The 13,165-nt window shown below is 53.4% G+C and carries 8 protein-coding genes; 6 read left to right on the top strand and 2 right to left on the bottom strand.

The window, feature by feature from the left end:
• Positions 1 to 928: 928 nt before the first annotated feature.
• From ET464_RS12940 to ET464_RS12920, 5 genes are all read left to right on the top strand, one after another.
• The gene (locus ET464_RS12940) at positions 929 to 2,665 is read left to right on the top strand and encodes an ABC transporter ATP-binding protein (protein WP_129441509.1); all 1,737 of its coding nucleotides are present in this window, start codon (positions 929 to 931) and stop codon (positions 2,663 to 2,665) included.
• Positions 2,666 to 2,690: 25 nt separating this feature from the next.
• A complete protein-coding gene (locus tag ET464_RS12935; protein ID WP_129441507.1) occupies positions 2,691 to 3,149 on the top strand; it encodes a cupin domain-containing protein in 459 nt (152 codons plus the stop codon).
• A 193-nt stretch (positions 3,150 to 3,342) separates the two neighbouring features.
• On the top strand, positions 3,343 to 4,287 hold the full coding sequence (locus ET464_RS12930) for a DNA-binding transcriptional repressor DeoR (protein WP_129441505.1): 945 nt from the start codon (positions 3,343 to 3,345) through the stop codon (positions 4,285 to 4,287).
• Between the two features lie 46 nt (positions 4,288 to 4,333).
• A complete protein-coding gene (gene deoC, locus ET464_RS12925; protein WP_129441503.1) occupies positions 4,334 to 5,020 on the top strand; it encodes a deoxyribose-phosphate aldolase in 687 nt (228 codons plus the stop codon).
• A gap of 1 nt (position 5,021) precedes the next feature.
• Positions 5,022 to 6,233: a SulP family inorganic anion transporter gene (locus ET464_RS12920; RefSeq protein WP_129441501.1), complete on the top strand. Its 1,212-nt coding sequence runs from the start codon at positions 5,022 to 5,024 to the stop codon at positions 6,231 to 6,233.
• A gap of 591 nt (positions 6,234 to 6,824) precedes the next feature.
• Here the strand turns inward: ET464_RS12920 and ET464_RS12915 are convergent.
• Positions 6,825 to 7,694, bottom strand: a complete 870-nt coding sequence (locus ET464_RS12915; RefSeq protein WP_129441499.1) for an aldose epimerase family protein — start codon at positions 7,692 to 7,694, stop codon at positions 6,825 to 6,827.
• 173 nt (positions 7,695 to 7,867) lie between these two features.
• Positions 7,868 to 9,070, bottom strand: a complete 1,203-nt coding sequence (locus tag ET464_RS12910) for a peptidyl-prolyl cis-trans isomerase (protein ID WP_129441496.1) — start codon at positions 9,068 to 9,070, stop codon at positions 7,868 to 7,870.
• 153 nt (positions 9,071 to 9,223) lie between these two features.
• Here ET464_RS12910 and ET464_RS12905 point away from each other — a divergent pair, with 153 nt between their 5' ends.
• Complete coding sequence (locus tag ET464_RS12905; RefSeq protein ID WP_129441494.1) at positions 9,224 to 13,054, top strand: response regulator; 3,831 nt, start codon at positions 9,224 to 9,226, stop codon at positions 13,052 to 13,054.
• Positions 13,055 to 13,165: the final 111 nt, after the last annotated feature.

Below are 13,165 nucleotides of genomic sequence, written 5' to 3'. Positions count from 1 at the left end.
GGAATAGCATACCAATCTGCGGCAAGCCGAGATTGGCATGCAGCAAGCAGCACGCCAAGCGGTTGCAGCTGGCTGAGCGGCGTACAAGGAATAGCATACCAATCTGCGGCAAGCCGAGATTGGTATGCAGCAAGCAGCACGCCAAGCGGTTGCAGCTGGCTGAGCGGCGTACAAGGAATAGCATACCAATCTGCGGCAAGCCGAGATTGGTATGCAGCAAGCAGCACGCCAAGCGGTTGCAGCTGGCTGAGCGGCGTACAAGGAATAGCATACCAATCTGCGGCAAGCCGAGATTGGCATGCAGCAAGCAGCACGCCAAGCGGTTGCAGCTGGCTGAGCGGCGTACAAGGAATAGCATACCAATCTGCGGCAAGCGGTTGCAGCTGGCTGAGCGGCGTGCAAGGAATAGCATACCAATCTGCGGCAAGCCGAGATTGGCATGCAGCAAGCAGCACGCCAAGCGGTTGCAGCTGGCTGAGCGGCGTGCAAGGAATAGCATACCAATCTGCGGCAAGCCGAGATTGGCATGCAGCAAGCAGCACGCCAAGCGGTTGCAGCTGGCTGAGCGGCGTACAAGGAATAGCATACCAATCTGCGGCAAGCCGAGATTGGCATGCAGCAAGCAGCACGCCAAGCGGTTGCAGCTGGCTGAGCGGCGTGCAAGGAATAGCATGCCAATCTGCGGCAAGCCGAGATTGGCATGCAGCAAGCAGTCCCTCATGCGGCCGTAAGCCGAGCATGACAGGTGCAGCCACGCCAACCAAGCCAGAACAATTACTCAAACAAACAGCCAATTCGCCGGCCGGCGGTTGGCTGTTTGTTTGAGCGGCGCTGTTTATAACGGATATCACATCCGGTCCGATCATTGACTTTAGGAATTGATATCCATTATCATCAGGAGATTAGCTGTTATGGAAAGGAGTAGCTTATGCCAACGCTTCGCAGATTTTTTTCCTATTATAAGCCCTATAAAAGGCTGTTTTATCTCGACTTTGGCTGCGCGGTTTTGCTGGCGCTGCTGGAGCTTGCTTTTCCGCTGGCCGTCAACCATGTCATTGACGACTTGCTGCCGGACCAGAACTGGCGCTGGATTGTGATTGCCTGCTTGGCTTTGCTGGCGTTATACGCCGTTAATACGGTGCTCAACTTTGTAGTTACGTATTGGGGCCATAAATTGGGCATTAATATCGAAACCGATATGCGCCGCAAGCTGTTTGACCATGTGCAGAAGCTGTCGTTCCGATATTTTGACAATACCAAAACCGGCCATCTCATCTCGCGCATGACCAACGATTTGTTCGAAATCGGCGAGGTTGCCCATCATGGGCCGGAGGATATGTTTATTGCGGTAATGACGCTGATCGGAGCGTTTATTATTATGGCCACTATTAATATGAAGCTGGCGGTGCTGACATTTATAGTAGTGCCGATTATTATGTGGCTTGTTGTTTATTTCAACAAAAAGATGACCAAAGCGTCTTCCCGGCTGTTCTCGGACATGGCCGACTTTAATGCACGCGTGGAAGATACGGTAGGCGGCATTCGCGTCGTGCAGGCATTCGCCAACGAAGAGCATGAACGCAAGCTGTTCCGCGTGAACAATATGCGTTTTCGCGAAGCGAAGCTGATCGCTTATAAAATTATGGGGTTCAACGGCTCACTGACATACATGCTGATGCGGCTGGTGACGCTTTTTGTTCTCATTTGCGGCTCCTGGTTCGTCATTGACGGGCAGCTCAGCTATGGGGAGTTTGTTGGATTTGTGCTGCTGACGAACATCTTCTTTAAACCCATTGAAAAAATTAATGCCGTTATTGAAAGCTACCCGAGAGGGATCGCGGGCTTTAAGCGTTACATCGAGCTGATGGATACCGAACCCGATATTACGGATATAGAGGGCGCGATAGCTATTGGCACGCTTCGGGGCGATATTCGTTATGAGCAGGTAACGTTTGGCTACGGCGGCGATTCGAATGTGCTTAACGGCATTAATTTAACGATTCGCGCGGGAGAGACGATTGCATTTGTCGGACCTTCCGGCGCAGGCAAAACGACGCTGTGCAGCTTGCTGCCGCGGTTTTACGAAGCAACCTCCGGCACGATTTCGATTGACGGCTACAATATCCGGGAGCTGACGCTGGAATCGCTGCGCCGCCAGATCGGCATCGTGCAGCAGGATGTGTTCCTGTTTGCGGGCACGATCCGCGACAACATTACGTACGGCAAGCTGGATGCGGATGAAGCGAGCATTTGGGAAGCGGCAAGGCGTGCAAAGCTGGAGCCGTTTATTTTGCAGCAGCCGGACGGGCTTGACACAGTTATCGGGGAGCGCGGCGTGAAGCTTTCCGGCGGACAAAAGCAGCGTCTTGCGATTGCGCGCATGTTCCTCAAAAATCCGCCGATCCTGATTTTGGATGAAGCGACATCGGCGCTGGATACAGAGACGGAGGCGGCGATTCAGCAGTCGCTGGCCGAGCTGTCCGTAGGGCGGACAACACTGGTTATTGCGCATCGGCTCGCCACCATCAAAAATGCAGACCGCATCATCGTCGTAGACGAAAGCGGCATCGCCGAGCAAGGCCGGCACGAAGAGCTGATCGCGGCCGGCGGCATATACAGCCGCCTGCACGCAGCCCAGTTTGGCGCTTATGCGGCAGTTACTTAAAACCAATATAAAGGAGCAAATACCTATGACGGATAAAAAAGTATCACCGCTTGTTGAAGCGCTTGGCCTGCAGCCCCATGTCGAAGGCGGCTGGTATAAAGAAATTTGGAAAGCATCGTTTACGATTCCTCATGAAGTATTGGGTGCGCCGTATTCCGGCTCTCGCCCTGCGGCCTCTTCCATTTATTTTCTGCTGCACCCCGATGAGTTTTCGGACTGGCATACGGTCCTTTCCGATGAGGTGTGGCTGTGGCATTCGGGCAGCCCGATTATGCTGACGCTGGGCGGAACGGGCGATCAGCCGGAAACGCGGCAGGAAATCGTGCTTGGCGGGGACGTACTGAACGGCCAGCAGCCGCAGGCGCTTGTGCCGCGCGGCGAATGGCAGATGGCGCGTCCGCTGGGAAACGAGCCGGTGCTGGTGTCCTGCATCGTATCGCCAGGCTTCCATTATGACGATTTTCACCTGATCAACCGGGGTTAACCGGTTTCCGAATGCTTCAAATCATACAAGCGGCGGGTTGTTCTTATGGAGCAAACCGCCGCTTTTTTTGCTTGCCACCGGAATAAGTATTTCAAAAGCAAAACGTTTATAATAAAATGAAATAATGTAAATGATTATCCATCACATTTTTTCAAGTAATCCGCACATCATGTGTCTGGAGTGAACGCAGGTTATGGATGAATTAAACGATAAACGGCAAAAAATGATAGAAGCGGCCCGGATGTATTACCAGCTGGATTATAACCAGGAGGAAATCGCCAAGCAGCTTGGCGTATCGCGCCCGACGGTTTCCCGTTTTTTGCAGCAGGCGAAGCTGTCCGGCATTGTGCAAATCCGGATTGTTGATCCGGTAGCCGACCAGCAGGAGCGGGTCGAGCTGCTTGAACGCAAGTACGGCTTGAAGAAGGCAATTGTCGCCCCGATTCCGAAATACGAAGACCGCATCGTCAAAAGCTTTCTGGGCGAGGCGGCAGCCGATTACTTGCTGGAGCTGGTGAAGGATGGTGACAGCATTGCCGTCACATGGGGCACAACGCTGTATGAAGTGGCGCTGAAGCTGCGCAGCAAGCATGTGAAGGGCGTCAGTGTCGTACAGCTGAACGGCGGCGTCAGCCACAGCGAAATTAATACGTATGCGTATGAAATCGCCCAGCTGTTCGGCAACGCTTTTCATACGAATCCGTACCATCTCCATCTGCCGGCGATCGTTGACCATGCCATTGTCCGGAGAACGATTGAGGCGGACCGGCATGTGCGCAATATTTTAAACCGGGGCAAGGACGCCAACATTGCACTTGTAACGGTCGGGTCGCCAACGCCGGATTCGGTGCTGATGGCAGCTAATTATTTTACGCCGGAAGATGTGGAGATGATCCGCAGCCGGGGGGTTGGCGACATATGCTCCCGGGTGATCGACATTAACGGCAATCTGTGCAGCAGCGAGCTGAACGAGCGGACAATCGGCATTGAACTGGACGAGCTGCGCCATAAGGAGACGTCCATTCTCGTAGCGGGCGGGCCAAGCAAAATCGACGCCGTTCTGGGTGCTTTGCGCGGTAAATATGTGAACACGTTAATTACCGATTACATCACAGCCCAGCATTTGCTGGAAGCTTAATCATGCAATAGAGAGAATATGAACCCCATTAAAGGAGAGAACCCGTATGAGTAACCATTCATTTACGCCGGAGCAAGTGGCGTCTGCCATTGACCACACCCTGCTGAAAGCGGAAGCAACAAGAGAGGAAGTCGGCAAGCTTTGCGAGGAGGCGAAGCAATACCGTTTTGCAACGGTATGCGTTAATCCAAGCTGGGTCCGTTATGCGGCAAGCCTGCTGGACGGATCCGGGGTAGGCATTACGACGGTGATCGGGTTCCCGCTTGGGGCGACAACGACATTCGCCAAGGCGGCGGAAGCGCGTGACGCCATTGCGAACGGCGCAACCGAAATCGATATGGTCATTAACGTTGGTCTTATCAAATCGGGCGAATGGGAATTTGTGCGCAGCGATATTGCCGGCGTTGTCGAAGCATGCGGCAACCAAGCGGTGCTGAAAGTGATTTTGGAAACCGGCCTGCTGACGGATGAAGAGAAGGAAACGGCAAGCCGTATTAGTGTGGAAGCCGGTGCTGATTTTGTGAAAACATCGACCGGCTTTGGCAAAGGCGGAGCGACCGAAGCCGACATTGCGCTTATGCGCCGTACGGTTGGCCCGGATATTGGCGTGAAGGCGTCGGGCGGAGTGCGCGATTTCGATACGGCTGTCCGCATGCTGGCTGCGGGCGCGACGCGGATTGGCGCAAGCTCCAGCGTGGCGATCGTAACGGGCGGACAAGGCGAAGGCTATTAAAATGAAGGTTCGTTTAACCGCTTTGCGGGAGCAGTGGACCACGGATGTGCGGCTGAACGTGCTGGCCGGCATGACGGCCACGCTTGCGCTTGTGCCGGATTCGTTAGCTTTTTCGTTTATGGCGGGTGTTCCGCCGGTTGTCGGCATTTACGCTTCCGTATGCATTTTGCTTGTGATTACGTTTTTGGGCGGGCGGCCGGGGATGATTTCCGCGGCGGCCGGCTCGATGGCTGTACTGATGCTGTCGCTTGTAAAAGGCCACGGCATCCAGTACTTGTTCGCTGCGACCATCCTGACGGGCATCCTGCAATATTTAATGGGGCTGTTTAGATTAGGCAGCCTGATGCGGTTTGTGGCGCCGGGCGTGCTCAAAGGTTTTGTTAACGCGCTTGCCATATTGATTTTGATGTCGCAGCTGCAATATTTTAAAGGCGCATCATGGCGCATGTACGCGCTTATTGCGATTACGCTGCTGATCATTTATTTTTTGCCGCGTTATTTCAAAGCGGTTCCTTCGCCGCTCGTGGCGGTTGCGGTGCTGACCTTTGGCGTATGGGCGCTGCATATAAGCGGCGTTCAACTGATCCGCGATATTGCGGACATCGACGCGTCGCTGCCGTCCTTCCTCATTCCGGACGTACCGTTCAGCTGGCATACGCTGGTTGTCATATTGCCTTATTCGCTGTCGCTTGCCGTGGTGGGCTTTACGGAAACGATGCTGACGCAAAACTTGATCGACGAGGAAACCGGACGGCAGACGAGCAAACATCGGGAGATGCGCGGGCAAGGGGCGGCGAACGTCGTTGCCGGCTTTTTTGGCGGCATGGCGGGCTGTGCGCTTGTGGCCGAATCAGTGCTCAATGTGAAAATGGGCGGGACAAGCCGGCTGTCCACGTTGGTTGCGGCGTTGTTCCTGCTGCTGCTTACCGTTCTGCTCGGCGATGTGCTGGCGATTGTGCCGATGGCGGTGCTTGTCGGCATTATGCTCATGGTATGCGTATCGATCTTCGACTGGAAATCGGTGTACCGGCTGCACCGGGTGCCGTTTCATGAAACGGCTGTAATGCTTGTAACAGTCGCTTCCGTTGTATGGACACATGATCTGGCGATTGGCGTTGTTGCCGGCGTCATCGTCCACTACGGCTGGCGGCTGGCAGCACGGCCGTCAGCCGGCGCTAAAGGCGCAGCGGTTCCGCTGGATGCGGAACGCTAACGGTTCGGCTGCGGGAAGCGTGGCAGGCGATATTTGGAGTGTCGCATTGGCTTCGCTGGAAGTGTGGAGCAGGCGCGGTAGGAGTGCTTTAGTTGTTAGGTGGCGTGGCAGGCGGTTGATGTGTTGCAGTGGCCCCGCTGTACCCAGACTAGGGGGAGTTAAGCCAAATGGGGTTTTCTCTTAGCGGGATATCCAGTTGCGTTGCGTGGACCCTCTTTTGAAACCTCAACTGTAAAAATGCATTTAATTTTGATCGAAAACGCTGTTTCTTTCTATTTAACTGCAAAAATGCATTTATTTTCTTCAGTTTCTTTCAATATTGGCCTAATCTCAAAAAAACAACTGCATATTTGCAGTTAATGCTCGTAATATCCTCATTTTGGAGAAAAACAACTGCAAATTTGCAGTTGTTAGCTGGCTTGCCGTGCCTAGCTGCCGCGAGCGAGCAACCGCCGGAGGCCTCGGCCGTCCAGCGGCCCCGGCCTGGCAGCGCTGTCCCGGCTGCTGCAAAAAAATCCCCTGCACGCAAGCTGCGGTTTATTCCGCAGCCCCGGCAGGGGATTTTTTATATAAGCTGGGCGCTAACTACTGTTAGCGGTCGCAGCTGATCGTCAAGTTTGCGTTCAGCGATTGGCCGGCATCCAGCATAACGAGCTCTTCCTGGCGGTTCAGCTCGCCTGTGCTGGCCATCCAAGGTTCCACGCAAATAAACGGCTTGCCTTCCACATGCCATACGACGACATATTTGAAGATAGGGTCGTAGCTCATCGTCACTTTCGCGCCGCCCGATACCGGGAACGATACGGAAGGGGTTTTGGCATCCAGCAGCGTCAGCGACTCCACTTTACCTGTCAAATCAATGACGCCTTCATACGGGTATTCGTTGTTGTCGTTCAGATCGAGGTAACGGGTCGCATCGATTTCATAGGCGATTTTTTTCGTATCGGTATTGAAATAAGGGTGGAATCCCGCGTAGAACGGCATTGCTTCGCCGCTGCCGGTGTTCGTGTACTGCTGGCGGATATCCAGCTTTCCGTCGACAAGAGCGTACGTGAAAATCAGCTCAAAATCAAACGGGTACGACTGCCGCGTCGTTTCGTTGCTGCGAAGCGCAATCGTAATGGACGCTTCGCCTTCCGTACTCGTGCCAAGCACGTCCCATTTCGAAGTGCGGGCTACGCCGTGGTTCGCCATCGGGTACGTAACGCCTTTCCACGTATATTGCGCATCCTTCAGCTGCGCGCAGATTGGGAATAACACCGGGTTGCCGCCGCGGATGTTGGCCGTTGGATGAATAAAGGTGTCGCGGTCCAGGTAAAACAGCTCCAGCCCATGCAGCTGGCAACCGATTACGATACCGCCGCGTTCGGGGCATACGCGCACAACGGAATCCGTGCTGGCGTCGGTAAGCTCGTAAATCGTATATGTATCCTCGTACGAGCGCACTTGATAATTGGACATAGTTTCTTTCCCTCCACTAGTTCTGTCTGAGTACCGGCTTATGCCGGATATAGCTGCCAATTCATTATATTATCATAAAAACGGTACTTACATACGTTTCCTTGTCAAAACAGCAAGACTTTTGGCGCATAAAAAAAGCACATCCCGGTCGGGATGTGCTTGTCCGTTTTTGATTATTTCGTTTCAGCTTCCGGCGATGCCGAAGCTGCTGCGTCCGGTGAAGCGGAAGCGTCCGGAGCTGCAGATGCGTCTGCGGAAGGCGCAGCGGACGGTGTGCTGTCCGTTTTGCCGGTGCTGTTTTGCGATGGGTCAAGCGTGTTTGTAATTTTAGCTTTTGCACGCAGTTCCGTCATCCAAGTGGAAGACAAGTCGTTTACTTGCTGGTCGATCAGCGTTTTGCGGATATCTTCTTTTTTGTCTTCCAGCGTCGGGTTGGTAGCCGGCTTGTAGTCGGTTTTCTTAATGATGTGGTACCCGTACGAAGATTTCACTGGATCGCTGACTTGATTCACGTCAAGGGCAAAAGCTGCCGCTTCGAAAGCCGGGTCCATTTGGCCTTTGCCGAAGAAGCCGAGGTCGCCGCCGTTCGCAGCGGAAGCCGTGTCGGTCGATTTTTGCGATGCCAGCGTTGCAAAGTCGGCGCCGCCGTCGAGCTGCTTCTTGATCGCGTCCGCTTCTTCTTTGGTCGCTACCAGGATGTGAGAAGCGCGTACTTGTTCCGGCGTAGCGAAGGAAGCTTTGTTCTCGTCGTAATATTTTTTAATATCGTCATCGGTTACTTTCGTTTGAGGTTCCAAAATTTTGCGAACCTTCACTTGCGTATCCATATTTTTCCTTAAGTCGTCCATCGTCATGCCGTATTGCTGAAGTGCGCTGTCAAGCTGGTCTTGTCCGCCGAATTGCTCCGTTACGGACGCGATTTCCGCATTGATGTCGTCTTCCGTAACGGTTACGCCGGCATCCTTTGCCGCTTGGTCGATCAGTTTTTGCGTAATCATATCGCTCAGCGTTGTTTTGCCTTGAGCTGTCACGAGTTCGTTGTATAAATCGTCCTTCGTAATTTTATCGCCATTAATGGTAGCAACCGCTTTGCTGCTGCCGGAGAAAGGCGGGTTTACAAGCACGATAACAAGCACGATAGCCAAGATAGCGGAAATGGCGATCCATGCTTTGCTGCCGCCGCCGCGATTTGCTCCACCGGCTATGGCTTCGGAAGCAGAAGCAACCTCTTTTACGCTTGCAGTTGATTCGTTGTTTAACTCCACATCGTGCTGCAATTCGTCATGCGATTCCTGGTGTTCATTTACGGCTTGATCCTCTGGCGCAGCGGCCATTTCTTTTTCGTTGTCGCCTGGCTGCGATGGCTTGTTTTCCATCCAATAAACTCCCTTCAGTAATAACTCCTTAATTGTATCTCGTTTAATATATCAGAATGTATGGAAAAAAACCTTAATTCTAAATAAAAATAGTTCCCATGATCAGGTAAATCCATTACATTGATAATATTGGACGATAGGAGGCCTGCTGCTATGATGAAACAATCTTTACGAACGAAAGGGCTTTTGCTTGTCCTTTTCTCCTTAATCCCGCTGCTTATCGCAGGAGCGGTCTGCTATGTGTCGGTCAGCAAAACGATGGAGCAGTCCATCATGGAGCAGACAAGCAGCAAACAAAATAACAATGCCGGCAATCTGTCCGCCTGGCTGTCTACCAGGCGCGCCGAAATTATAATGCTGAGCAATACGACGGTTATAACATCCGGCACGGATGCGGACAAGCTGTCTTATCTCAATAAAGAGCGGGTCCGTCTCGGTTTCGTTTATCATTCGCTTGGCTATATCGGTTTAAACGGCACTATGATCCAGACGGACGGCATGCCTGGCAATATACGCAATGACAGTTATGTGCTTCAGGCTTTTCAAGGCGCTACCGTATTGACGGACCCGATCAGGCCGGGGTATTCCCAAGAGAAGCAGGTGCTGATCCTTGTTCCGGTATACGGCAGCAATAAAGAAGTGCAGGGCGTCGTCTATGCTTCCATTTTAATGAGCGAGCTGGAACCGTATTTGAATTACAGCTTGGACGGCTCGGATGTGAACGACAACCGGGTTTATAACGCGAAGGGCGAAATTGTGTACGAAGCGGAAAAGGACGGCACCCGGCTGCTGGACCAGAAAATATGGAACCGGCTCGATGCGAACAAGCTCAAAAACGGCAGCGGCATGGAAAAGCTGAAAATCGGCGGCAGGAAGCATGTATTGTTTTATTCCAAGGTAGACAATACGTCCTGGTATTTAGCTGTTGATGTGCCGCTTTCCCGGCTGCTTGAGAAGCTGTATTCCGTCTTGTACATCATTATTATTTCCATCAGTTTGGCGGAAGCGTGCATTATTTTACTTTTTTCGATTTATTTCAACCGTATTATTAATAGGCTGAAAAGCATTTTGTCTGTAACCGAGCACGCGGCGGCGGGCAGGTTCGAGGCTGACCGGCTGCCGGAAGCGACAGGAGACGAAATCGGGCAGCTGGCGCGTTCGGTTAACGGCATGAACGAGCATCTGAGGGAAATGTTTGAGCGGCTGGACGCCATTATTAACCAGAACCAATACGCCTTTATTATTTTAAATGAACAGCTGCGTATTGCCGGATTAAATACAAAAGCCGAGGAGCTACTCGGTTACCGGCTGTCGGAGCTGGAGAACGGCGCAACTCCGCTAATCTTTTTGGACGATGCGGAAGTGCGGGACATGGCTGCCCGCTTGAGCGAGGAGCTGGGCAAGGAAGTGAAGCCGGGGCTGGAGGTGCTGATCGAGCTGCAGCGCCACTCCTATCAGCGGGAATGGACTTATATTGCCAAAGACGGCACGCGCACGCCGGTGCTGGAAAGCTCGAACAGCCTGCATGACCGGAACGGCAAGCTGACGGGCATGGTGCTCATTGCTTTCAACAACACCGAACGCAAGCAGGTGGAGATGACACGCAACCGGCTGCTTGAGATCGTGGAGTCGGCCAAAGATTTGATTGCATCGGCCGATACGCGCGGCAATCTGATTTACATTAACGGCGCCGGCCGCAAGCTGCTGAATATCGGCGAGGATGAGCACAAGGACATCAGGCCGTTTTTCAAACGGCATGCTTACGCGAAGCTGATGAAAGGCGCCTTTCACGCTTTCTCGCACGGTTATTGGGAAGGCGATATGGAGCTGCTGGCGTTTGACGGCGGGGTTATCCACGTCTCGGCCGTCGTCGTCGCCCATCACGACAAGCTGACGGGAGAGCTGTATTACTCGTGCATTGCCAGAGACATTGCCGAGCAAATTACGGTACAGGAAGAACTGATGCGGGCGAAACTTGAAGCGGAAGAAGCCAACCAGGCGAAAAGCCGGTTCCTGGCGCTGATGAGCCATGAAATCCGCACTCCGCTGAACGGCATCATCGGCTTGTCCCAGCTGGTCCGCAAAACCGGGTTGTCGGAAACGCAAAAGGAATATATGGATAAAATTAGCAGTTCTTCGGATACGCTGCTCCGGCTTGTTAACGATATATTGGACTTCTCCAAAATTGAAGCCGGCAAGGTGGATATGGAACGGTTCGCTTTCCAGCCGGAGGAGCTGCTGCGCAAGCTGACCGATCAGCTGAGCGTCTTTATGGGCGGAAAAGAAAACTTTGAATTTATTGTGATGACGCCAAGCGATTTGCCGAACACGATGATCGGCGATCCGCTGCGCCTCGAGCAAATTTTATTGAACCTGAGCATGAATGCCATCAAGTTTACGAACCGCGGACGGGTTGTCCTCAAGCTTGATGTGAAGGAGCTGACCGGCGACAGCGCTGTAATCCGGTTCCAAATCAAGGATACCGGCATCGGCATGACCGCAGATCAGCTGTCCAGGCTGTTTAAGCCGTTTACGCAGGCCGACAGCTCCACCACGCGCAAATACGGCGGCACGGGCCTCGGCTTATTTATAGCAACCCACTTCATTGAAATTATGGGCGGCAAGCTGAAGGCGGAAAGTGTGCATGGGATTGGCAGCCGTTTCTGGTTTACGCTGACGTTCCCGGTAGCGCCTTCATCGCTGCAGAAGCCGTATCAGGTCGTGGGAGCGGACAAAGAGCGTCCGGCCTGGATCGTCGAAAATGATCCCGAAATGGCTGCGCTGCTGTGCCGCTGGCTGGAAAGCTTCGGGCTTGCCGCGCTTGTCTTTTATTCGTGGAAAGAGGTGCGCGCCCGGCTGCAGCGTGTAGGTGTCGGGGCGCTGCCGGGCCTGATGCTGCTCGATATGGAAATGGAAGATATGTACGGAATGGAAACGTGGATGGACCTTCAGCGGCAGGCACGGGAACAGGGTGTGCATACCGCAGTGATGACCACTACTTACGGCAGGGATGAGCTGCTGCAGCTGCCGGAAGCGGCCCGCCCTTCGACGGTGCTCGCAAAACCGATTACCCGGCTTGCGCTGCTCAATGCCCTTAACGGCATGTTTGAGCGCACAAGCGAAGAGAACCCGTCCCCGTCCCGGCCGCTTATTGAGCCGCCGCCGGCTTATCCGCATATCCGGGTTCTGTTAGTCGAAGATAACAAAATCAATCAGCTGGTTTCCGTCGAAGGGTTAAAAGCTTACGGGTTTATGGTCGGGCTCGCGGAGAACGGGCGCGAAGCGCTGGAGAAGCTGGAGCAGGAGGAATGGCATATTGTTCTGATGGACATTCATATGCCGGAGATGGATGGGGAGGAAGCTGTCCGCCGCATCCGGGAAAATCCGAAATATGAGCGGCTGCCGGTCATCGCATTAACCGCCAACGGTTTAAAGGCTGACCATGACCGCTACATCCGCCTCGGCATGAACGATGTCATTACGAAACCCGTTGATGCCCGTCAGCTGTATGAAACGGTGGTGCGCTGGCTTGGCAAGCCGGAGCAAGTCGCGGCAGCAAGAGAAATTGTCGCTGCCGCGGACCGTCCCGGCTTGCCGGTGAAACGGGGGAATCCGCGCAGCCCGAAGCCGAAGCTGCCTGCCATCAGCGGCCTCGACATGCCGTCGCTGCTCGCGCGGGTCGGAGGCAAGGAGCAGATTGTGCGCCATATGCTCCGCCGTTTTGTGCAGGACTACGAGCTGTTCGCTCAAGAGGTCCGCAGCAATCTGGCCGCCGGCAACATGAGCGAAGCGAAAAAACAGGTGCATACGTTAAAAGGGGCATCCGGCAATTTGTCGGCGCTCCAAGTGATGGACGCTGCGACAGAAATCGACAATATTCTCCGCCGCCAAACTGTAGCCGTACAGGACTGGCTGCCGGCGATGGAGCGGCTGGAGCGGCATTTGGCGGCTTTGCTGCAAGCCATTCAAGCACAATCTATTTAACATTTACGATGTAACTTTAACATTTTCGACATCATTTGCTAACATTCTTCTAACACTCTGTTGTCGTTTAAGGCCTTCCTATTGTATAGTTATGGATATACCAGCACATAG

The organism is Paenibacillus protaetiae, from assembly GCF_004135365.1.
Taxonomy (GTDB): Bacteria; Bacillota; Bacilli; order Paenibacillales; family Paenibacillaceae; genus Paenibacillus_AP; species Paenibacillus_AP protaetiae.
Note: the sequence above shows the minus strand (reverse complement) of the source record. Positions and strands in the feature narration are given on the sequence as shown.

Coding starts and splice junctions, on each gene's coding strand:
- ET464_RS12940 (WP_129441509.1), top strand. CDS start 929: ATGCCAACGCTTCGCAGATTTTTTTCCTATTATAAGCCCTATAAAAGG.
- ET464_RS12935 (WP_129441507.1), top strand. CDS start 2,691: ATGACGGATAAAAAAGTATCACCGCTTGTTGAAGCGCTTGGCCTGCAG.
- ET464_RS12930 (WP_129441505.1), top strand. CDS start 3,343: ATGGATGAATTAAACGATAAACGGCAAAAAATGATAGAAGCGGCCCGG.
- deoC (WP_129441503.1), top strand. CDS start 4,334: ATGAGTAACCATTCATTTACGCCGGAGCAAGTGGCGTCTGCCATTGAC.
- ET464_RS12920 (WP_129441501.1), top strand. CDS start 5,022: ATGAAGGTTCGTTTAACCGCTTTGCGGGAGCAGTGGACCACGGATGTG.
- ET464_RS12915 (WP_129441499.1), bottom strand. CDS start 7,694: ATGTCCAATTATCAAGTGCGCTCGTACGAGGATACATATACGATTTAC.
- ET464_RS12910 (WP_129441496.1), bottom strand. CDS start 9,070: ATGGAAAACAAGCCATCGCAGCCAGGCGACAACGAAAAAGAAATGGCC.
- ET464_RS12905 (WP_129441494.1), top strand. CDS start 9,224: ATGATGAAACAATCTTTACGAACGAAAGGGCTTTTGCTTGTCCTTTTC.